General features: G+C 60.0%; 20 protein-coding genes and 1 pseudogene. 12 read left to right on the forward strand and 9 right to left on the reverse strand.

Going from position 1 to position 22,126, the window contains the following annotated elements:
• Positions 1–92 precede the first annotated feature (92 nt).
• The gene (locus CE636_RS03470; protein WP_004202655.1) at positions 93–692 is read right to left on the reverse strand and encodes an inorganic diphosphatase; all 600 of its coding nucleotides are present in this window, start codon (positions 690–692) and stop codon (positions 93–95) included.
• 253 nt (positions 693–945) lie between these two features.
• On the opposite strand from CE636_RS03470, the gene adhP reads away from it, so the two are divergent.
• The 7 genes from adhP (at position 946) to CE636_RS03505 (ending at position 9,236) form a co-directional block, all read left to right on the forward strand.
• Entirely contained in the window at positions 946–1,956 is a 1,011-nt protein-coding gene (gene adhP / locus CE636_RS03475; protein WP_004202657.1) for an alcohol dehydrogenase AdhP, read from the forward strand.
• Between the two features lie 157 nt (positions 1,957–2,113).
• Positions 2,114–3,736, forward strand: a complete 1,623-nt coding sequence (locus CE636_RS03480; RefSeq protein ID WP_004202659.1) for a TIGR04028 family ABC transporter substrate-binding protein — start codon at positions 2,114–2,116, stop codon at positions 3,734–3,736.
• Between the two features lie 10 nt (positions 3,737–3,746).
• Positions 3,747–4,691: an ABC transporter permease gene (locus tag CE636_RS03485; RefSeq protein ID WP_017900525.1), complete on the forward strand. Its 945-nt coding sequence runs from the start codon at positions 3,747–3,749 to the stop codon at positions 4,689–4,691.
• Entirely contained in the window at positions 4,688–5,536 is an 849-nt protein-coding gene (locus CE636_RS03490; RefSeq protein ID WP_017900524.1) for an ABC transporter permease, read from the forward strand. The genes CE636_RS03485 and CE636_RS03490 overlap by 4 nt, the downstream gene beginning before the upstream one ends.
• Positions 5,533–7,149, forward strand: a complete 1,617-nt coding sequence (locus CE636_RS03495) for a dipeptide ABC transporter ATP-binding protein (RefSeq protein ID WP_017900523.1) — start codon at positions 5,533–5,535, stop codon at positions 7,147–7,149. The genes CE636_RS03490 and CE636_RS03495 overlap by 4 nt, the downstream gene beginning before the upstream one ends.
• Positions 7,149–8,135, forward strand: coding sequence for a putative FMN-dependent luciferase-like monooxygenase (locus tag CE636_RS03500; protein WP_004202666.1), 987 nt, complete (start codon positions 7,149–7,151; stop codon positions 8,133–8,135). The genes CE636_RS03495 and CE636_RS03500 overlap by 1 nt, the downstream gene beginning before the upstream one ends.
• A gap of 9 nt (positions 8,136–8,144) precedes the next feature.
• Positions 8,145–9,236 (forward strand): alkylhydroperoxidase domain protein, encoded by a 1,092-nt coding sequence (locus tag CE636_RS03505; protein ID WP_004202667.1) that lies wholly within the window; start codon positions 8,145–8,147, stop codon positions 9,234–9,236.
• Positions 9,237–9,242: 6 nt separating this feature from the next.
• Here the strand turns inward: CE636_RS03505 and araJ are convergent, their stop codons facing one another.
• On the reverse strand, positions 9,243–10,397 hold the full coding sequence (gene araJ / locus CE636_RS03510; protein WP_004202669.1) for an MFS transporter AraJ: 1,155 nt from the start codon (positions 10,395–10,397) through the stop codon (positions 9,243–9,245).
• Between the two features lie 278 nt (positions 10,398–10,675).
• On the opposite strand from araJ, the pseudogene CE636_RS03515 reads away from it, so the two are divergent.
• From CE636_RS03515 to CE636_RS03530, 4 genes and pseudogenes are all read left to right on the forward strand, one after another.
• Positions 10,676–11,112 (forward strand): annotated as a pseudogene (locus tag CE636_RS03515) (VOC family protein).
• Positions 11,113–11,197: 85 nt separating this feature from the next.
• A complete protein-coding gene (ppk2, locus tag CE636_RS03520) occupies positions 11,198–12,016 on the forward strand; it encodes a polyphosphate kinase 2 (RefSeq protein WP_017900522.1) in 819 nt (272 codons plus the stop codon).
• 178 nt (positions 12,017–12,194) lie between these two features.
• Positions 12,195–12,380 (forward strand): hypothetical protein, encoded by a 186-nt coding sequence (locus tag CE636_RS03525; protein WP_004202675.1) that lies wholly within the window; start codon positions 12,195–12,197, stop codon positions 12,378–12,380.
• Entirely contained in the window at positions 12,377–12,703 is a 327-nt protein-coding gene (locus CE636_RS03530; protein WP_004202676.1) for a CcdB family protein, read from the forward strand. Before CE636_RS03525 ends, CE636_RS03530 begins: the two co-directional genes overlap by 4 nt.
• Before the next feature lie 52 nt (positions 12,704–12,755).
• Here the strand turns inward: CE636_RS03530 and fdnI are convergent, their stop codons facing one another.
• From fdnI to fdnG, 3 genes are read right to left on the reverse strand one after another with little or no spacing between them, the layout of a single operon-like run.
• Positions 12,756–13,412 (reverse strand): formate dehydrogenase-N subunit gamma, encoded by a 657-nt coding sequence (gene fdnI / locus CE636_RS03535; protein ID WP_017900521.1) that lies wholly within the window; start codon positions 13,410–13,412, stop codon positions 12,756–12,758.
• Positions 13,405–14,289 (reverse strand): formate dehydrogenase subunit beta, encoded by an 885-nt coding sequence (gene fdxH / locus CE636_RS03540; RefSeq protein WP_017900520.1) that lies wholly within the window; start codon positions 14,287–14,289, stop codon positions 13,405–13,407. Before fdxH ends, fdnI begins: the two co-directional genes overlap by 8 nt.
• 11 nt (positions 14,290–14,300) lie before the next feature.
• Complete coding sequence (gene fdnG, locus CE636_RS03545) at positions 14,301–17,348, reverse strand: formate dehydrogenase-N subunit alpha (protein ID WP_094354824.1); 3,048 nt, start codon at positions 17,346–17,348, stop codon at positions 14,301–14,303.
• A 225-nt stretch (positions 17,349–17,573) separates the two neighbouring features.
• On the opposite strand from fdnG, the gene yddG reads away from it, so the two are divergent.
• The gene (gene yddG / locus CE636_RS03555) at positions 17,574–18,452 is read left to right on the forward strand and encodes an aromatic amino acid DMT transporter YddG (RefSeq protein ID WP_004202687.1); all 879 of its coding nucleotides are present in this window, start codon (positions 17,574–17,576) and stop codon (positions 18,450–18,452) included.
• On the opposite strand, the gene benD is transcribed toward yddG, so the two are convergent.
• The 4 genes from benD to CE636_RS03575 are packed head-to-tail and all read right to left on the reverse strand — an operon-like array spanning position 18,449 to position 22,125.
• Complete coding sequence (gene benD / locus CE636_RS03560; protein ID WP_004202690.1) at positions 18,449–19,222, reverse strand: benzoate diol dehydrogenase BenD; 774 nt, start codon at positions 19,220–19,222, stop codon at positions 18,449–18,451. The two genes, yddG and benD, sit on opposite strands and share 4 nt — an antisense overlap.
• A gap of 9 nt (positions 19,223–19,231) precedes the next feature.
• The gene (gene benC / locus CE636_RS03565; protein WP_017900516.1) at positions 19,232–20,248 is read right to left on the reverse strand and encodes a benzoate 1,2-dioxygenase electron transfer component BenC; all 1,017 of its coding nucleotides are present in this window, start codon (positions 20,246–20,248) and stop codon (positions 19,232–19,234) included.
• A gap of 9 nt (positions 20,249–20,257) precedes the next feature.
• Complete coding sequence (gene benB, locus CE636_RS03570; protein WP_004202692.1) at positions 20,258–20,743, reverse strand: benzoate 1,2-dioxygenase small subunit; 486 nt, start codon at positions 20,741–20,743, stop codon at positions 20,258–20,260.
• Entirely contained in the window at positions 20,743–22,125 is a 1,383-nt protein-coding gene (locus tag CE636_RS03575) for a Rieske 2Fe-2S domain-containing protein (protein WP_017900515.1), read from the reverse strand. The genes benB and CE636_RS03575 overlap by 1 nt, the downstream gene beginning before the upstream one ends.
• Position 22,126 lies beyond the last annotated feature (1 nt).

Below are 22,126 nucleotides of genomic sequence, written 5' to 3' on the forward strand. Positions count from 1 at the left end.
GGACGCGTCAAGAGGATAACCCCTCCAGTACGGCTGGGTAGCGTATCGGATGATGGAATGCTGCGGGCGCCGGACTGCGCCCGCGATGAATATTATTGCGGGTTCTTCCCCTTCCAGGCTTCCCAGGCCGATTTGATCTCCTGCTTCGCGGCGGCGGCATCATTAAACCCGGCCAGCTCGACCTTTTTCCGCCCCTCCGGCAGTTCTTTATAGACCCGGAAGAAGGCCTCCAGCCGCTGCTGCTCGATTTTCGGCAGATCGGCGATGGTCTTGATGTCGTCATAGGTGGGATCAATTTTGCTGGCCGGCACGGCGATGATTTTGTCGTCTTTCTCACCGCCGTCTACCATCTTAAGGACGCCGATCGGCCGCAGCTTAATCAGCGTGCCCGGGGCCATTGGCGCGCGGGTGTAAAACACCACGTCCAGCGGGTCGCCATCCCCGGCCAGCGACTGGGTTAATGAACCGTAGTTTGCCGGGTAAGCCACCGGCATCGACTGAAAGCGGTCGGCGATGATAAATCCTGTTTTGGCGTCGGTTTCATACTTAATGATCCCGCCAGCCGGGATCTCGGTAACCGCGTAAAACTCTTCGGGATTGTTTTCCGGCTGCGGGAATTCCAGCACATTGTGAGCCTGTGCGGCGGCGGAAAAAAGCAGACCGGCAGTGAGGAGCGTTTTGACCAGATGCATTGTTGTATTACTCTGTTGTTATAAGAAATTGATGCGCAAAACAATAGTGTTGAGTAATGAAGAAAACATGACCATTCAGTGACGCTATTATTACCTACCAAAATTAGAGGTATTGTCTGAATTTTGTGCTATCGTTGTAGCAAAAAACCACATCCTGTACTAAAGCGCCTTGTTTTTTTCCCCATAGCGTCTAATCCTTATTAGGTAGTATTGCATTAATAAAATTAATCATTCCCCTCACAAGGAGACAGGCATGAAGGCAGCTGTTGTTACCCACGACCATCAGGTTAACGTTACGGAAAAAACGCTGCGCCCGCTGGAATACGGCGAAGCGCTGTTGAAAATGGAATGCTGCGGCGTGTGTCATACTGACCTGCACGTGAAAAACGGCGATTTTGGCGATAAAACCGGCGTTATTCTTGGTCATGAAGGGATCGGGGTAGTACAAAAAGTCGGCCCTGGCGTCACCTCCCTGAAGCCGGGCGATCGCGCCAGCGTGGCGTGGTTCTTCGAAGGCTGCGGCCACTGCGAATACTGTAACAGCGGCAACGAGACGCTGTGCCGCTCGGTGAAAAACGCCGGTTATACCGTCGACGGCGGCATGGCGGAAGAGTGCATCGTCACCGCCAACTACGCGGTTAAAGTCCCGGACGGCCTCGACTCCGCCGCCGCCAGCAGCATCACCTGCGCCGGGGTCACCACCTACAAAGCCGTTAAGGTCTCCCACATCAAACCGGGCCAGTGGATCGCTATCTACGGCCTCGGCGGCCTGGGCAACCTGGCGCTGCAGTATGCCAAGAATGTCTTTAACGCCAAAGTGATCGCCATCGACGTCAACGACGGCCAGCTGGAGCTGGCGGCCTCGATGGGCGCCGATCTGACCATCAACTCGCGCAATGAAGATGCGGCGAAAGTGATTCAGGAAAAAACCGGCGGCGCGCATGCTGCCGTGGTGACCGCGGTTGCTAAAGCGGCCTTTAACTCGGCGGTGGATGCCGTTCGCGCCGGCGGCCGCGTGGTGGCGGTAGGCCTGCCGCCGGAAGCAATGAGCCTCGATATTCCACGTCTGGTGCTCGACGGCATCGAAGTGGTCGGCTCGCTGGTCGGTACCCGTCAGGATCTGGTGGAAGCCTTCCAGTTCGCCGCCGAAGGCAAAGTGGTGCCGAAAGTCACCCTGCGCCCGCTGGAAGATATCAACGCCATTTTTAAAGAGATGGAGCAGGGTCAGATCCGCGGCCGTATGGTTATCGATCTGCGTAGCTAATCGCCAGCGCCTCTCCCGCCCGGGAGAGGCGCTTCCCCTCGCTTCCCGCCGCGAAAAGTAAATGCAATTTCCGCAAATGCTTAGCGCAATTCCTTGGTTCCTTTGTTTTTAGTCGCGCCCGATGATGGCAACACAATAGATAACAAAGGAATTCACCATGCATCGTCATTTTCGCCTGCCCGCGCTGGCCGCGCTGTTTCTTTCCGGCGCCTTTTCCGTCTGGGCCGCCGACACGCCGGTTAAAGGCGGTACCTTAATTTATCTGGAGCAGCAACCGCACACCAATCTCTATCCACCCGCCGGCGGCTTTTATCCAAACGGCGGCATTCTCAATCAGATCACCGACAAGCTGACCTGGCAGAACCCGAAAACGCTGGAGATTGAGCCGTGGATCGCCGAGAGCTGGACCAGTAATGCCGATAAAACCGAGTACACTTTCCACCTGCGCAAAGGGGTCACCTTCTCGGACGGTACGCCGCTGGATGCCGCCGCCGTCGCCAAAAACTTCGACACCTATGGGCTGGGCGATAAAGCCCACCGCCTGCCTGTCTCGGAGGTGATCAATAACTACCAGCGCAGCGAAGTGATCGACCCGCTGACGGTGAAATTTTACTTCAACAAACCGTCGCCGGGCTTTCTGCAAGGGACCGCCACCATCGGCTCCGGTCTGGTGTCCCTCAGCACCCTGCAGCGCAATTTTGAGGAGCTGGGCGATGCCCGGCATATCATCGGCTCCGGTCCCTTTGTGGTGCAGGATGAAAAACCGGGCCGCGAGCTGACGCTGGTGGCGCGCAAGGATTATCAGTGGGGGCCGAAAAACATCGCCCAGCAGGGGCCCGCCAACCTCGACGGCATCACCTATATTGTGACCCCGGAAGACAGCGTGCGCATCGGCGCGCTGCTGGCCGGCCAGGCGGGCTTTATTCGCCAGGTGCAGGCCTACGATGAAAAACAGGCGACCGATCAGGGATTTAAGGTCTACGCCGCCCCTACCCGCGGGGTCAACGACAGCCTGAGCTTCCGCCCGGATAACCCTCTGGTCGCCGACCTGCGGGTGCGCCAGGCCCTGCTCCATGCCACCAACGCCAAACAGGTGGTGGAGACGCTGTTCTCCGCTAACTACCCGCAAGCCACCTCCGTGCTGGCCAGCTCTGCTGCTGGCTATGTCAATCTGAGCGATAAACTGACCTTCGACCAGGCCAAAGCCCGGCAGTTGCTGGATGAGGCCGGCTGGAAAGCGGCCGCCGACGGGATTCGCAGCAAAGACGGGCAGCGGCTGGCGCTGACGGTCTATGAGTCGCTCCCGCAGCCGCAGAATAAAGAGGTGCTGCAGCTGATCGCCCAGCAATGGCGCCAGGTGGGAGTCGCGTTAACGGTCAAAGCCGGGGATGCCGGCAGCCGTACGCTTGACAACCTCGACCCGCAGAAAACGCCGCTCACCGTTTCGGAAGTGGGCCGCGCCGATCCGGATGTGGTAAAAAGCATGTTTTTCCCCAACAACCGCGACGCGCTGCTGCAGAAAGGCGGCTCCAGCGATAAAGTACAGCACTTCCGCGATGATAAGCTGAACGATCTGCTGACCGGCATCTCCGCGGCGGTGGAGCCACAGCAGCGTCTGCAGTTAACCGGCGATGCCCAGCGCTATCTGATCGAAAACGCCTATGTGATCCCGATTTTCGAAGAACCGCAGGTGTTCGCCGGCGCGCCGTGGGTGAAAGGCGTCAGCTTCGAGGCCGTCGGTCGTCCGTCGTTCTACAGCGCCTGGCTGGATAAACATTAAGAGGCCGGATATGAGCGCTTATCTTCTGCGACGGTTCGGTCAGGGGCTGCTGGTCCTGTGGGCGGCCTTTACCCTCACCTTTTTCCTGCTGCAGGTGCTGCCAGGGGATGCGGTGCTGATCAAGTTTCAGAACCCGGACCTCGGTCTGAGCCCGGCGCAAATCGCCGACATGCGGCTGGCCTACGGCGCCGACAGCCCGCTGTGGCACCAGTACCTGCACACGCTGCTGGCAATGCTGCACGGCGACTTTGGCTATTCCCTGCAGGCGGGTCTGGCGGTCAGTAGCCTGATTGCCAGCAACCTGCCGGATACCTTAAGCCTCGCCCTGCCGGCCTTCCTGCTGGCCGTGATCCTGGCGTTCACCCTCGCCTTCGCCTCGCGTCTGCCGGGGCTGCGCTGGCTGAGCAACCTCCTGCAGTCGCTGCCGGTGCTGTTTATCTCGCTGCCCACCTTCTGGCTGGGTATCGCCCTGATCCAGCTCTTTTCGTTTCAGTTGCGCTGGATCCCGGTGATCAACCCCGGTCCGCTGGAAGGGCTGATTTTACCGGTTATCGCCGTCGCGCTGCCCATCTCCGCCCCGCTGGCGCAGATCCTGATGCGCAGCATGGATCAGGTGGCGGTTCAGCCCTTCGTCGCGGTCGCCCGCGCCAAGGGAATGAGCGAGACCGGAGTCCTCTGGCGCCATGTGATGGGTAACGCCCTGCTGCCTGCGCTGAACATAGCCGGGCTACTGCTGGGCGAGCTGATTGCCGGGGCGCTGATCACCGAGACCGTCTTCGGCCGCAGCGGCCTCGGGCAACTGACCCAGCAGGCGGTCAATAACCAGGATATTGCTGTGCTGCAGGCGGTGGTGATGATCTCCGCCCTCGGTTTCGTCCTGATCAACCTGCTGGTCGACCTGGTCATGCCGCGGCTGGATCCCCGACTCCAATTACAGACCGGAGGTGTGAAATGAGCCTGGTCGACTATGCCATCGCGGTTCGCCGCCGCCCGGAGTGGCGCAGAGTGCGTCTGCAGCCAGGCCTGTGGCTGGCGTGGGCGGTGATGATCACCGCCCTGTTAATGGCCCTTGCCCCACAGTGGTTTACCTCCGCTAACCCGCTGGAAGGGATCCCCGGCGCTCAGCGCCTGGCGCCGCAGGCGCACTACTGGCTGGGCACCGACCAGCTGGGCCGCGACCTGTGGACGCGGGTGGTTTACGGCGCGGTACATTCTCTGTCGGCGGCGCTAATCGCCGTCGCCATCGGCCTGGTGGTCGGCACCGCCCTTGGCACCCTCGCCGGGGCATTGGCCGGACGCGTGGAATCCACCCTCATGCGCCTGGTGGATGTCCTGCTGGCCATCCCCTCGCTGCTGCTGCAGCTGACGGTGATCATTCTGCTGGGTTTTGGCACGGTGAATGCGGCGGTGGCGGTCGGCGTCGCGGCTATCGCCAGCTTCGCGCGCCTGGCGCGGGCGGAAGTGGTGCGCGTGCGCCACAGCGATTACGTCGAAGCGGCCCGGGGCAGCGGCGGCACCTTTCTCGCCATCTTCTGGCGTCATATCCTGCCCAACTCGCTCACCGCGGTGCTCGCCTTCGCAACGCTGCAGTTTGGTCAGGCGATGCTGGCTCTGGCCACCCTCAGCTTCCTCGGCTACGGCACCCCGCCGCCGGTCCCGGAGTGGGGATTACTGATCGCCGAAGGTCGTAATTACCTGTCGACCGCCTGGTGGCTGACCACCTTCCCCGGCCTCGCCGTGGTCGCGGTGGTCCTTGCCGCCAATCGTCTTAGCCGCCAGTGGAGTGGAGTACGCCCATGAACGTTCTGTCTGTTGAAGATCTGCGCATCAGCTACCGCTCGCGGGGCGAATGGCGCGAAGTGGTGCATAACGTCAGCTTTTCCATTCAGCGCGGCGAAATGCTGGCCTTCGTCGGAGAATCCGGCTCGGGGAAAACCACTACCGCGCAGGCTATTATCGGCCTGCTGGCGGATAATGCCCGCCGCGACGCCGGGCGAATTATTCTCAATGGCGAAGTGATTAGCGACTGGTCGGCAAAACGCCTGAACCGCCTGCGCGGAGTGAGCATCAGCCTGGTGCCGCAAGACCCAGGCAATTCGCTTAACCCAGTAAAAACCATTGGTCAGCAGGTGGAAGAGATTCTGCAACTGCATCAATCCCTCTCCGCCGCCGAACGCCGGCAGCAGGTCCTCAACCTGCTCGCTAAAGTCGGGCTCAGCCACCCGGAACAGCGTCTTGACCAGTACCCGCATCAGCTGTCGGGCGGGATGAAGCAGCGGGTGCTGATCGCCATCGCCATTGCCCTGCAGCCGGATCTGATTATTGCCGACGAGCCTACCAGCGCCCTTGACGTCACGGTGCAGAAGCGCATTCTCGACCTGCTCGATATCCTGCGTCGCGAGTCGGGAACCGCCGTGCTGTTTGTCACCCACGATCTGGCGCTGGCCGCCGAACGCGCCGACCGGATCATGGTGTTTCGCCAGGGCGAGATTCAGGAACAAGGCGCCACCGAGACGATTGTCCGGCGTCCGCAGCACCCTTACACCCGCCAGCTGCTCCGCGATCTGCAGGACGCGCCGCTGAGGCTGACGGCGGATCGTCCTCGTCCGCTGGCCACGCCGGCCATTCGCGTCGACGGGATCAGCAAACGCTTCTCGCTGGGCAAACAGGCGCTGCAGGCGCTCGACAGCGTCAGCTTTGAGGTCAGGCGCGGCAGCACCCATGCGCTGGTGGGCGAGTCCGGCTCCGGGAAAACCACCCTGGCGAGGATCCTGCTGGGCTTCGAGCGCGCCGACGCCGGACAGGTGACCATCGACGGTATTGACGCCGGGCATCTTAGCCGCGAGGCGCAGCGTCAGCTGCGGCGCAAAATCCAGTTCGTCTATCAGAACCCCTTCGCTTCGCTCGACCCGCGCCAGACGCTGTTCGCGATTATCGAAGAGCCATTAAAAAACTTTGAGCGCCTCAGCGCGGCGACGCGTCGCCAGCGTGTGGAGAGCGTCGCCGCGCGGGTGGCACTGGCCCCGGAGCTGCTGTCGCGGACGCCGCGGGAGCTTTCCGGCGGCCAGCGGCAGCGGGTGGCGATTGCACGGGCGCTGATCCTCGAGCCGGCGATATTGGTCCTTGACGAAGCGACCTCGGCGCTCGACGTCACCGTTCAGGCGCAGATCCTCGCCCTGCTAGAGCAGCTACAGCAGCAGCTTGGTCTGAGCTATCTATTCATTACCCACGATCTGGCGACGGTGAGGCGGATTGCCGACAGCGTCACGGTGCTGCGCGCCGGCCAGGTGGTGGAGCATGGCGACGTTGGCCGCCTGTTCGCCGCCCCGCAGCAGGCCTACACCCGCGAGCTGATCGCCGCTATCCCCCAGGTTTCCCCCCGCTTAGCGCAGCCCTATACGGAGAACGCATAATGCCTAAACGCCTCGGCTTTTTTACCCGTCTGCTCGATCAGGGCTCTGCGCAAACGCGCTACCGGCTGGCGGCCGAACAGATCCGCCACGCGGAGCGCGTCGGCTTCGACAGCGCATGGATTGCCCAACACCATTTTCATGAACAGGAAGGCGGCCTGCCTTCCCCGCTGGTGTTTCTCGCCCACGTCGCGGCGCAGACTGACCGCATTCGCCTCGGCACAGCCATTATCACCTTGCCGATGGAAAATCCGCTGCGCGTCGCCGAAGACGCGGCGGTGCTGGATTTACTCACCGACGGGCGTCTGGAGGTGGGGTTTGGCTCCGGCGGCACGCCAACCTCATTTCTGCCCTTCGGCCTGACCAGCGAGCAGCGCGGAGCGGTGTTTGCCGACCATCTGCACCTGATCCACAGCGCCTGGCGCGGCGACACCCTCAGCCACCCTGACAACCATCTCTATCCGCCGGCGCCGCAGCTGGCGGCGCGAATCTGGATCGCCACCTTCTCGGTGGAGGGCGCCATCCGTGCCGGTCAGGCGGGACACGGGCTGATGCTGTCCCGCACGCAGCCCCGGCCGCCCGGTGAGCCGCGCCTGCCGCTGGACGCCATTCAGAACCCGATCATCGACGCCTATCTGTCGGCGCTGCCGGACGGCGTTGCGCCGCGGATCCTCGCCTCGCGCACCGCCTTTGTCGCTGACAGCCACGCCCACGCCCTGCAGATCGCCGAACCCGGCCTGCGCAAACAGGCGGCACAGCACCGGGAAGCGGGTCATCGGATAGAAGGTGACAGTGTCACCGACTATCTGCAGCAGCTGGATGCCCACGTCGGCGATCCTGAGCATGTTATCGCCTCCCTGGCGCAAGACAGCGTGCTGGCCCGCGCTACCGATATTTCGTTTCAGGTGCACTCGGTGGAGCCTTCGCACCGGGATACGCTGCGTTCCATTGAGCTGATCGCCCAGCATATTGCCCCCCACATCAGATAAGGAGTCACCATGACGCTGAGTCAGGATATTCTGGCCGAACTGGCGGAGATCGCCATCGGTTCCCCGCTCGATCAGGCGCGCGCAATCCGCGACGCCGCCACCCGTCACGCCCAGGGAAGTTATGAAGTGCTGTTCAGCCAGCAGGATACTGACTTTCCTCTTGATGAACGCTTCGCCGTGGCCGCGAAGGTGGCGAAATTGCACCAGGCGGACGCGCTGGCGGCGCACTATGCCGGCTTCGGCCTTGCCGACCCGACCACGGACCGTCTGGTTCCGGCGCTGGCCTTTGCCCGCCTGCTGACCTTCACTCCTGTCGAAGCGACCCCCGCCGCGCTGCACGCTCTGACAAAAGCAGGCTGGAGCCTGCGGGGCATCGTCACCCTGGCGCAGCTGGTGGCCTTTATCGGCTTCCAAAGCCGCCTGCTGCTGGGCCTGCGGGCGCTCAACCATCAGCCCATCGTCAGCGCAGACACGCCGGTGGTGGCCGGGTACTGGCACACCACCCCACAAACTCAGAGCGGCAAAGCGGCCCCGGTGCGTTTCACCCGTGATGAACTGCATTGGGAACCCTGGCTGGCGGATAAACCGCTGGCGGAATTTAGTCCTGAAGAACAGGCGATCCTGGCAAAATATGGCCATAGCGATTCGCCTTACTTCCGCCTGCTGGCGCGCAACCAGCCAGTGCTGGAGCAGCGGACGCTGACTGATAAAGGCATTTTCTATACCCCAGGGGGATTGCCGCGCGCCGAACGTGAACTGGCCGCCACGGTGGCCAGTAAAATCAATGGCTGTATTTACTGCGCCTCGGTGCATGCCCGCAAAGCGGCGCAGCTGGCGAAGGACGAGACCGCCGTCGACACGCTGCTGGCGGTGACGCCGGGAGAAGATCTGCGCGGCGGGCAGTCGCCGCGCTGGCAGGCGGAGATCGATGCCGCCGCCGCGCTGTCGGTGACGCCGCCCGCGCTGAAAGCCAGCCATCTGGCTGCGCTTGATGAGCAGGGCTTAGATACCCTGGCCCAGCTGGATCTGCTGCAGTCAGCGGCCTTTTTCGCCTGGGCCAACCGGCTGATGCTGACGCTCGGCGAACCCTGGCGTGAGTAAGCGTCGTTAGCAAACCTGTCGGCGCTGATGGCGACCGTAGATGAGCAAGGCGCTCATCGCCAGAAACGACAGCGTGGCGGCGGGAAGCGCCACGCTGTTCCAGCCGAAGCCCTGGGCAATCATCATTCCGCCGCAGAAGGCGCCGATGGCGCTCCCGAGGTTAAAGGCGATCTGCCCCCCTGCCGCCCCCAGCATCTCGCCGCCTTTGGCGTTCTGCAGCAGCAGGATCTGCAGCGGCGCCGACAGGGCAAACAGCCCGGCACAGCAGAAAAACGCCAGCGTCAGCGAAGCGACTTTATGCTCCCCGAAGGCAAAGATCAGCAGCAGCGTCACGGCGATCGCCCCGTCAGTCATGGCCGCGATGCGCAGCGGACTGTAGCGCCCGGAAATTTTACCGCTGAACAGATTGCCAACCACCATACCCAGCCCCGCCAGCATCATAATCAGCATCATCCGGCTTTCGGCAAAGCCGGAGACGTTGAGCATAAAGGGCTTGATATAGCTGAACCACGCGAACACCCCGGCGTTACCGAACATGGTGGCGGCAAAAATCAGCCACGGCGCCGGGGAAGCCAGAAAACGGAACTGCTCGCGCAGCCGCGTGCTGGCCCGGTCATACAGCGTGGGCACCCAGCAGCAGATGGCCAGAAACACCGCGACGTTAAACACCGCGATAAGTGCGAAGGTATAGCGCCAGCTAAAGTGATGCCCAAGCCAGGTGCCGCCGGGGACGCCCACCAGGTTAGCGATCGTCATGCCGCCAATCATCCCGGCCACCGCGGCGGTCACCTTCCCTGGCGGCGCGATTTTCGACAGGATAATCGCGCCGACGCCAAAGAACGCCCCGTGGGGAAACCCGGAAACCAGCCGGCCTAGCGCCAGCATGGCGTAGCTACTGGAGAAGGTAAACAGGGTATTGCCGAGAATGCACAGGGCGGCGAGAAACAGCATCACCGATTTCAACGAAAACCGACTGGAGAGCAACGCCATGATCGGTGCGCCGATCACCACGCCGAAGGCATACCAGGCAATCATATTGCCGGCGGCGGGAATGGAAATCCCGACATCGCGCGCCATGTCCGGCAGCACGCCCATAATGCCAAATTCCGCCATGCCGAGTCCGAAAGTGCCCAGCGCCAGTGAAAAGATCGTTTTTTTCATACATCTTATAGGGGTATTGAGAGACGGCCGGCATTATTGACCATCCCGCCTCGCCACACCAGCTAAAAACGCCCGACGGCAGTATCCTCCATATAACGGCCTGATTCGTTCATGCGCTCGCCAGCGCCACTGTTGGCTTTCCTGCCGACGGCAGAGGCGCCTGGCGGTGGATAATCCCCTGTAAAAATTGGTGGGCACGCAGGGATACATCGCGGATTGATCTCAAGTTAACTTGAGGTTGTAAAGTCGAGACATCGTTCACCTCGGGAGAATCATCCATGCAAAATGTTGATGTCGGCTTTACCCATGTCGCCTTTACCGTCCGCTGTCTGGCCAGCAGCATCGATTTTTATACCCGCTATACGGCGATGACCGTTATTCACCAGCGCGAACCCGACCTCCCCTCGGCGCGTAAAGTGGCGTGGCTCAGCGATCGCACCCGACCTTTCGCCCTGGTGCTGGTGCAAAGTGATGACCCTGCCGACACGCCGCTGGGTCCGTTCGGCCATCTCGGCGTCGCCTGCGCACCCAGGCGGAGATCGATGAGAAAGTCGCTCAGGCGCGGCGGGAAGGCGTTTTGCGTCGGGAACCGGAGCAGTTGGGCGATCCGGTAGGCTATTTCGCTTTCTTTGCCGACCCGGACGGTAACACCCTTGAGCTGTCGTGGGGGCAGCGGGTGGGACTGGAAGTCATCGCCGCGGGGAGCGCCCGCTAACCCGTCCCGGGCGGAATATTTTCCACCGCCTCGCCGGTGAAGGATTACACTTCAAAGGGATACCTCGGCAACACGGAGCATGGCGATGGGTAATAAGAAAAGCGGTAATCCGGTCGACGCGGCGGTGAAGATCGCCCCGCTTGACAATAAAGCGTATGAGAAGGCGTTGCGCAAGCTCCACGTGGAGCTGGTGAAACTGCAGCGCTGGGTGGTGCATAAAGGGTTGAAGGTGTGCATCGTCTTTGAAGGCCGGGACGGCGCCGGCAAAGGCGGCACCATTAAGGCGATCACCGAGCGCGTCAGCCCGCGTATCTTCCGGGTCGTCGCCTTACCCTCGCCCACCGAACGCGAGAAAAGTCAGCTCTATTTTCAGCGCTATATCAAGCATCTCCCGGCGGCTGGGGAAATCGTGATTTTCGATCGCAGCTGGTACAACCGCGCCGGCGTCGAACGCGTGATGGGCTTTTGTACCCCGGAGGAGGTGCAGAAATTTCTCGACGGCGAGCCGATGGTGGAGCGCGGCATGGTCGAGTCGGGCATTATCCTGCTCAAGTACTGGCTGGAGGTCTCCCCGCAGGAGCAGGAGCGGCGCCTGCGGGATCGCATCGACGACGGGCGCAAGATCTGGAAGCTCTCGCCGATGGACATCAAGTCTTTCAATCGCTGGGATGAATATACCGCCGCCCGCGACGCCATGTTCGCCGCCACCGACACCGCCTGGGCGCCGTGGTTCGTCGCCCGCTCCGAGGATAAAAAGCGGGTGCGTCTGAATATCATCACCCACCTGCTGTCGCAGATCCCCTACGAAGCCTTGCCAGTGGAGCATGTCACGCTGCCGAAGCGCAAAATTGGTAAAATGAAACAGACCAATTTTCCCTTCCGCTTTATTCCGGAGAAGTTCTGATTATTTCCCGCCGCGCTGGTTAATACCAGCGCCGGGTTTATTACTATAACCATTAATATTTCAGGCGATTACTTTCCTCTGGAAGCTGCCTCGCAAAATAAACATTAAAATTACTGCTGGCATTTATCTTTTAGTGAGTAAAGTGAATAATCACAGAACCAACCGCAAGGAGCCTATGATGAAAAGTAATACGCTACGTAAAAGACCCACTGACGTACCCGTCCAGAAGGTGTCAGTACAGCCAGGTAAGGATTTACGAGAAGCAGATAAACAGAGACAGCACAAGGAATTCATTGCCGCAATGAATGAATTTATTGCAAAAGGAGGCACTCTTACTGATGATGAATTTTTCAGGGTACTATGATGCTTGAACAATTCAATGTTTATCGAAATTGTTCTGCTCAGACAAATAAAACCCTGCCATATTATATGATTGTGCAGAATGATTATTATGCAGACCTGGCCACGAGAGTCATTATTCCTTTAATGCGACCACAACAGTTACCACGCTGGCATCAGCATGTCGTACCAAGGATAAATATTGAATTTGACAGCTTTTTACTTTGTACGCCAATGATCAGTAACTTAAATAATAAACGGATCCAGCCACAGGATTTCGTCTGCAATCTGAGTCATGCGCGCCAGGGCGTTATCGATTCAATCGATACACTTATCACGAACTGCTGACTGCCGGGAACCCGCTCCGACATCTCCGGAGCGGGTTTCGCGCCGTGAAGGCTTACTTCATCCCTTCGCGACTCTCTTTCATCGCTTCAAGGCGTTCGACATCGCGATACCAGCGCGGGTGGTGTTTCTTCGCCCAGCGGCGGCTGACTTTGCCTTCAATCATCCCCTTAATCGACCCCTTCACCCAGAACGCCATATACATATGGATAAGGATGGCGTGGATCAGAATAATGGCCGAAGTGGCGTGTATCAGCAGGCTATAGCGAATCACCGGAATCGGGAAATATTGGGCAAACCAGGGCCTCCAGATTATCACCCCGGTCACCAGCAGCACGAAAATCATGCTCATAATGGTCCAGAACATCATCTTCTGCCCGGCGTTATATTTACCGACCCGCGCCACCTTATGCTCGTTGCCTTTCAGCACCTCCACAATGCCTTTCAGCCACGGAATATCCTGTTTATCCGGGATGTTGTGGTGGACAAAACGCACTAACATAAACATCAGGGCGATAAAAATCAGCACGCCAAAGAAGGGGTGCAGAATACGCCCCATCTGCGGGGTACCGAAGGTTTCCGTCAGCCACTGCAGCGTCGGGAAGAAAAACGATATTCCCGACAGCGCCACGAGGAAGAAAGCGATTACCACCGTCCAGTGACAGGCGCGATCGATAAAGGTCGTGCGCACTATCATCTTCGATTTACTCATCATGCTTCTCCTCATCGTCGTCAACTTCCTTGTTCGGCCCGATACCGATGTAGTGATAGATAAGCCCGGCAAAGGTGGCGATAAAGCCCGCCGCCGACAGCGGCTTCAGCGCCCCCTTCCACAGATTGATACTGGTATCGATCTGCGGTTCCTTCGGCAGCTTGTGATACAGCTCGGTCTGGTCGGCATGATGCAGGACGTACATCACATGGGTGCCGCCGACGCCCTGCGGGTTGTAAATCCCGGCCCTGGCATAACCGCGTTTTTTCAGCTTAGCCACCCGCTCCTCGGCCACCTCCAGCATCTCTTTCTTCGTACCGAAGTGGATCGCGCCGGTAGGACAGGTTTTCACGCACGCCGGTTCCTGACCGACGCTGACCCGGTCCACGCACAAGGTGCATTTATAGACCCGGTTATCCTCTTTATTGAGACGCGGTACGTTAAAGGGACAGCCAGCAATGCAGTAGCCGCAGCCGATGCAGTTTTCCTGCTGGAAATCGACGATGCCGTTGGCGTACTGAATAATCGCCCCGGCGGATGGGCAGGCCTTCAGACAACCCGGCTCTGCGCAGTGCATACAGCCATCCTTGCGGATAAGCCACTCCAGCTTGCCGTTCTGTTCGGTCTCGCTAAAGCGCATTACCGTCCAGGATTTGGCGCTAAGATCCGCCGGGTTATCGTACACCCCGACGCAGTGCCCCACGTCATCGCGGATGTCATTCCATTCGGAGCAGGCCACCTGGCAGGCTTTACAGCCCACGCAGGAGGAGACATCGATAAGCTTGGCGACTTCCGCTTTATGGTCCCGCGCGCGCGGCGCGGGGGTGATCGGGTTGGTCGCGGAGCGTTTAATAATGTCTTGTGTTTCCATCGCCATTGAATCGCTCCTTACGCTTTCTCGATGTTGACCAGAAACGCCTTATATTCCGGCGTTTGCGAGTTGGAATCGCCAACGTTCGGCGTCAGGGTGTTAGCGATATAGCCTTTGCGAGCCACGCCTTCAAAACCCCAGTGCAGCGGGATCCCGACGGTCTCCACCTGCTGGCCGTTGACGTTGAGCGTTTGCAGGCGGCGCGTCACCACCGCTACCGCGCGAATAAAGCCGCGCTGGCTGCTGACTTTCACCCGGTCGCCGTTGGCAATCCCTTTCGCTTTTGCCAGCCCTTCGCTAATTTCGACAAACTGTTCCGGCTGCGCGATGGAATTGAGCAGCGCATGCTTGGTCCAGGTATGGAAATGCTCGGTCAGACGATAGGTGGTCCCGACATACGGGAACTTATCCTTCTTACCTAAGCGGATGGCGTCCTCTTCATACAAACGCACCACCGGGCTGGAGATCACCTTCGGGTGCAGCGGGTTAGTGCCAAGCGGGGTTTCCATCGGCTCGTAGTGCTCCGGGAACGGCCCTTCCGCCAGTTTATCGAGCGCAAACAGGCGACCCAGCCCCTCCTGCTGCATGATAAACGGCCCGGTGTTGCTCCCTGGCGGCGCGGTATTGAAGTCCGGAATATCATTCCCGACCCACTTGCTGCCGTTCCACTGGATCAGCATCCGCTTCGCATCCCAGGGCCTGCCGTTGATATCGGCCGAAGCGCGGTTGTACAGCACCCGACGATTGAGCGGCCACGCCCAGGCCCAGCCCAGCGTATTGCCCAGACCCGAAGGGTCGGCATTATCGCGATTCGCCATCTGGTTGCCCTGCTCCGTCCAGCTGCCGGCATAGATCCAACAGGAAGACGCCGTCGTCCCGTCGTCGCGCAGCAGCGCGAAGCTATTCAGCAGCTGGCCTTTTTTCGCCACCAGGGTGCCGTTGGCGTCATAAAGATCCGCCAGCGCATAGCCGTTGTTCTCTTTCGCGACTTCTTCCGATTCCGGATGGTCCGGCTGCTTATAGCGCCAGCTCATCTTCAGCAGCGGCTCTGCGCCTTTACCGCCTTCGGTGCGGTACAGTTCGCGCAGGCGATGGTAAATCCCGGCCAGGATCTCGCCGTCGTTACGTGCTTCACCTGGGGCATCCTGACCTTTCCAGTGCCACTGCAGCCAGCGGCCGGAGTTGGCGATCGAACCGTCCTCTTCAGCAAAGCAGGTCGATGGCAGGCGGAAGACTTCCGTCTGGATCGTCGACGGGTCGACGTCATTAGACTCACCGTGGTTCTGCCAGAAAGTGGAAGTTTCGGTGACCAGCGGATCGATAACCACCATATACTTCAGCTTGCTCAGGCTGCGAACCACTTTGTTTTTGTCCGGGAAGGACGCGACCGGGTTAAAGCCCTGGCAGATATAGCCAGTGACTTTGCCGTTATCCATCATGTTGAAGTATTTGATAACGTCGTAAGCCTGGTCCCACTTTGGTAACCACTCAAAGCCCCAGTCGTTCTCTTTTTGCGCCGCCTCGCCGTAGAAGGATTTCATCAGGCTGACAAAGAATTTCGGGTAGTTGCTCCAGTAGTTCACCTGGTCCGGCAGGGTCGCTTTTGGCGTGTTGGCCGCCAGGTACGTCTGCAGATCCGGCTGCTTTTCAGAAGGCAGGGTCAGGTAGCCTGGCAGGCTGGTAGACAGCAGGCCAAGGTCGGTCAGCCCCTGAATATTAGAGTGACCGCGCAGGGCATTCACGCCACCGCCGGCCATGCCCATATTGCCGAGCAGCAATTGGATCATCGCCATGGTGCGAATGTTCTGCGCGCCGACGGTGTGCTGCGTCCAGCCCAGGGCATACAGGAAGGTGGTGGTGCGATCGGCGGCGCTGGTTGAGGCCAGCACATCGCACACCTTGAGGAAGTCCGCTTTCGGCGTACCGCAGATGTTTTCGACCACCTCTGGCGTGTAACGGGAAACGTGCTGCTTCAGCAGATTCCACACGCAGCGCGGATGGCTTAGCGTCTCATCGCGTTTAGCGTAGCCGTTTTCATCGAACTGGTAGTTCCAGGACGATTTATCATACTGGCGTTTGTCCGCATCATAGCCGCTGAACAGCCCCTCTTCGAAGGCAAAATCATCCCGCACCAGCAGGCTGGCGTTGGTGTAGTGCTTCACGTACTCGGCATTGATTTTGTTATGTTCGATCAGGTACAGCAGCACCCCCGACAGGAAGGTAATGTCGGTACCGGAGCGAATCGGCGCATAGATATCGGCCACCGACGCAGTGCGCGTAAAGCGCGGGTCGACGACGATAAGCGTGGCGTCGTTGTTGTTCTTCGCCTCCATCGCCCAGCGGAATCCCACCGGGTGGGCTTCCGCGGCGTTACCGCCCATCACCACCACGACGTTCGCGTTTTTGATATCCACCCAGTGGTTAGTCATCGCACCGCGACCAAATGTTGGAGCAAGACTTGCTACCGTTGGTCCGTGTCAGACGCGCGCCTGGTTGTCTACCGCCAGCATGCCGAGCGATCGCACAAATTTTTGCGTCAGCATGCCGGTCTCATTACTCGCCGCCGAGGCGCACAGCATGCCGGTGGAAAGCCAGCGGTTAACCGTTACGCCCTGCTCGTTCTTTTCCATAAAGTTAGCGTCGCGGTCGGCTTTCATCAGCCGGGCAATGCGGCTGAAGGCTTCATCCCAGGAGAGTCGCTGCCATTTATCGGATCCCGGGGCGCGGTACTCCGGGTAGCGCAGGCGGTTATCACTGTGGACATAGTCCAGCAGGCCGGCGCCTTTCGGGCATAACGCGCCGCGGCTCACCGGATGGTCCGGATCTCCTTCGATATGGTAAATCGCTTCTTTAGCGTTTTTCGCGCCGTCGCCGAGGCTATACATTAATAGCCCGCAGCCAACGGAGCAGTAAGTGCAGGTGTTGCGGATCTCTTTCGCACGCAGCAATTTGTAGTTGCGTGCCTGAGCCAGCGCCATTTTGGGGGCAAAGCCCAGGGCGGCAGCTGTGGTTCCGGCCATACCGCCTGCGCAGATCTTAAAGAACTTTCTGCGGCTGACGTCCATTGCATTCCTCCATGCAGGATGTTGATTCATCGCGCGGAGGAAACTAACAGTAAAATCCCGGGAAAATTTGCGTCAAATCAAGGAGCAAAACCCACTCCCCCTTAATCGCCAGCCGCGGCCGTTTTCACTAATCCCCAGGGGTTACCCATGGCGGAAAATTTCACCCCGCGGCGGTCAAAAGATGATATATATGCCGGCTGCATTCGCGTAACCCTCAGGATAAGCATGGAGAAAAAGAGAGCCACGACCATCGGCTTCGCCGCCATTATTTTATGGAGCACGATGGTCGGATTGATTCGCGGCGTCAGCGAAGGACTGGGACCGGTCGGCGGCGCGGCGATGATTTACAGCCTCAGCGGCCTGCTGCTGATTTTTACCGTCGGTTTCCCTAACCTGCGCCAGATCCCGCGCCGCTATCTGCTGGCCGGCAGCGTGCTGTTTGTCAGCTATGAAATCTGCCTCGCGCTGTCCCTGGGCTATGCCGCCAGCCGTCAGCAGGCCATTGAGGTGGGGATGGTCAATTATCTGTGGCCCAGCCTGACCATCCTGTTCGCCATCCTGTTTAATGGTCAGAAAAGCAGCTGGCTGGTGATCCCCGGTTTGCTTCTCGCCCTGCTTGGCGTCGGCTGGGTGTTGGGGGGTGAGCACGGCCTGCAGCTGGAGGAGATTATCAGCAACGTCATCTCCAGTCCGCTCAGCTATCTGCTGGCCTTTGTCGGCGCCTTTATCTGGGCGGCCTACTGCACGGTGACGGCCAAATATGCCGGCGGCAAAAATGCCATTACCCTGTTCGTCCTGTTAACCGCGCTGACGCTATGGCTGAAGTTTCTCGCCACGCCGCAGCCGCCGATGGTCTTCAGCTGGCCGGTCAGCATCAAGCTGCTGACGGTAGCGGTGGCGCTCGGTCTGGCCTACGCCGCGTGGAACGTGGGGATCCTCCACGGCAACGTCAGCCTGCTGGCGGCGGCCTCCTACTTCACGCCGGTGCTCTCCTCCGCGCTGGCGGCGATCCTGCTTAGCGCCGCGCTATCATGGTCGTTCTGGCAGGGGGCCGGGATGGTGTGTCTCGGCTCCCTGCTCTGCTGGTACGCGACCCGCCGTTAGCCGAGATCGCCGCCCGCCACCGGGAGGGTGACGCCGGTGATATAGCTGGCCTCATCGCTGGCGAGAAACAGGATCGCGTTTGCCTGTTCCGCCAGCGTGCCGTAGCGGTGCATCAGACTGCTGGCCACCGTCTGATCGACCACCTGCTGATACCACGCCTTCTCCTGTTCACTGGGCTGCTCGTCGTTACGCGGCGTCAGGCGCGGCGGCGCCTCCGTCCCGCCCGGTGCGACGGCATTGATGCGGATGCCGCTGCCGCCGTACTCCATGGCAATCGACCGGGTCAGCGCATTGACGCCGCCTTTCGCCGCCGAGTAAGGCACCCGGTTGACCCCTGCTGTCGCCACCGACGAGATATTGACGATGCAGCCTTTGCCCTGCTTCAGCATCCACGGTAGCGCCGCGCGGCAGCCCCACAGGGTAGGAAACAGCGAGCGGCGGATCTCTTTCTCAATCTGCTCCGGTTGGTATTCGGCAAACGGCCGCGCCCAGATGGTCCCCCCGACGTTATTGATTAACACATCGATGCGGCCAAAATGCGCCACCCCGTCGGCAAACGCCTGCTCGGCGCTCGGCCACTGTTCCAGGTCCGCCTCCAGCGCCAGCACCTGACTGCCGGACTGAGCCAGCGTCGCCGCCAGCTCATGCACCCAGGGCGAACGATCGATGAGCAGCAGAGCCGCGCCTTCCGCAGCCGCCTGCTCCGCGGTTTGTCGGCCAATGCCCTGGGCCGCGCCGGTGATGGCGACCACTTTATCGCTAAAACGCATACTGCCTCCTTATGCCGCCGCGCTCTGGCTGGCGATAAATTTCTCGTACCAGAAGCCCGCCGGGGTGATCCCTCGCTCGCGCAGCGCCGTGGCGACCGCGTTGACCATCGGCGGCGGGCCGCAAAGGTAGATATCGACCTCGCCATTATTCAGCATGGCGTCGTTAAGATGGTCGGTGACGAAGCCGCGCTGCGGGCAAGGACTGTTTTCATCCGCCACCACCGGCAGCCAGCGAAAGTGGGTTAACTGCTGACGGAATGCCTCCAGCGCCTCGGTCTTCACCAGGTCCGCGTCGCGCGTGACGCCATACATCAGGGTCACCGGGCGCGCGGCGTTCTGCGCCTGCAAGGTCTCGAGCATGGAGAGCAGCGGCGCCAGCCCGGTACCGCCGGCCAGCATCAGCAGCGGACGTTCGCCGTGGCGCAGATAGAAGCTGCCCATCGGGCCGCTGAGGGTAAGACGATCGCCGGGCCGCGCCTGCAGGGTTAACCACTGGCTCATCATGCCGCCGGGCACGTTACGGATCAGGAAACGCCCTTCTGCCGAGCCTGGCCGTGAGCTGAAGGAATAGGCGCGAACGTGCGGCGTGCCTGGCACCTGAATGTTGACGTACTGCCCCGCCAGGAAGTCCAGCGGCTCATCGAGGGCGACCACCAGCTCGATGGCGGTATCGGACAGACAATTCACCTGTCGCACCTGCGCCCCGGTGTTCGTCAGGGCGGTTTTACACTGCGCGGCGGCCACCGGCACATCGACAACGCAGTCGCTGGTCGGCACCATCTGGCAGGTCAGCACCTGGCGGGCCTGCGCTTCCTCATCGCTTAACGCCTCGTCGAGATACTCCTCGCCGAGATCGTATTCCCCGCTGGCGCAGTGGCATTTGCAGGTGCCGCACACGCCGTCCGAGCAGTCCATCGGCAGATTCACCTTCTGCCGATAGGCAGCATCCAGGACTTTCTCTCCGGCATGGCATTGAATAAAGCGGGTGATACCGTCCTCAAAATTAAGAGCAATAGTGAAGGTCATAGGCGCCTCTTAAATGTGGTAAACGTCAATCACCTGACGGATATAGTCGTTATTCAGGCGCACGGTTTTGCGCACGATCTGCGGCCGGCCGTCCTGCTCGGTCAGCGTGCAGCAGGTGGCGCCGAAAAAGGCATCGGTGTGCTGATAGCGGTGGCTCCAGGTCACCCAGCTGTAACGCACCTCCAGCCCCTCGTCGCTCTCCCCCAGCAGTTCGACGTTGCTGATGATATGGGTGGTCCGCGGCTCCGGCGTGCTGGCCCCGGAGCGCTCGGTTTTAATGCGGTAAACGCGATCCTCCAGCCCTTCCCGGTTGGGATAGTAGATAAGCGAAATCTCTTTTTGCGGGTCGCGCGTCAGCTGATCGTCGTCGCCCCACGCCGGCATCCAGTAGATCACCTGCGGGCTGTAGCAGCTGAGCCATTCATCCCACTGACGGTCATCCAGCAGACGGGCTTCGTGATAGAGAAACTGGCGTACCTGTTCGAGGTTCAGCATCAGGCCACCTCCACACGCTGGGTGATCGACTGGTCATAGCGCTGCTGCTCTTGTTCAATCGCCGCGAGCATCAGCGTCTGCCAGTGATGGTGATGGGCGATGTACAGCGCCTCGTCCTCCGATTTCACGCCGCTTAAGCGCGGATTAAATCCGGCGTGCTGCGCATGCTCATCCGGACCATCGACCCAGCGCAACGCGCCGCGGCTGAGATCGCTCCACGCCAGATTTTCACCGAGATAGCCGCGCTGACAGGCGCTGAACTCTTCGAGATCGTCCGGGGTGCCCATCCCGCTAACGTTAAAGAAATCTTCATACTGGCGGATACGCAGGGCCCGCGCCTGGTCGGATTCTCCCTTCGGGGCAAAGCACCAGATAGTGACTTCGGTTTTGTCCACCGCCAGCGGACGAATGACGCGGATCTGGGTGGAGAATTGATCCATCAGATAGACGTTGGGGTACAGGCACAGGTTGCGGGTTTCGTTGACCATCTGGTCGGCGCGCCGTTCGCCGAATTCCGCCTGCAGACGCTCGCGATGGGCATACACCGGGCGCACCTCCGGGTTCAGCGCCCGGGTCCACAGCAGCATGTGGCCGTTGTCAAATCCGTAGCCGCCGCCGAGGCTTTTTGACCAGCCGTTGGCGTCCACCGCATGGGTGCCTTGCGCTTCATAGTTGCGTCGCGACATGGTGGAGGCGTAGCTCCAGTGCACCACGCTGACATGGTAGCCATCAGCGCCGTTCTCCGCGCCCAGCTTCCAGTTGCCTTCGTAAACGTAGCTCGACGAACCCTTGAGCACTTCCAGCCCCTCCGGCGCCTGGTCGACGATCAGATCGATGATTTTACAAGTTTCCCCGAGATAGGCTTCCAGCGGCTGCACGTCGGCATTGAGGCTACCGAATAAAAAACCGCGATAGGACTGAAAACGCGGCAGCTTTTGCAGGTCGTGAGATCCTTCCTGTTTGAAGGTGTCAGGATAAGCGCCGGTGCTTTCATCTTTGGCTTTTAATAATTTGCCGTTATTGCTGAAGGTCCAGCCGTGAAACGGACAGGTAAAAGAGTTTTTATTCCCGGTTTTCCTTCGACATAACATGGCGCCGCGATGAGCGCAGCTGTTAATTAACGCATGCAGCTCATGCTTTTTATCGCGGGTAATAATCACCGGCTGACGCCCCAGCGTCAGGGTATAATAATCACCCGGTTCGGCAATTTGGCTTTCATGGGCGAGAAATACCCAGTTACCTTCGAAGATATGCTTCATTTCAAATTCAAACAGCTGCGGGTCGGTAAATATCGACCGATGGCAGCGGTAAATATGATTTTCACGATCGACAATTAAGGCGTTGTTAATTTTGTCTTTAAGCGCTGATAGCGTTTTTTGCATG

The organism is Klebsiella sp. LY, assembly GCF_004010915.1.
Lineage (GTDB): Bacteria > Pseudomonadota > Gammaproteobacteria > Enterobacterales > Enterobacteriaceae > Klebsiella > Klebsiella quasipneumoniae.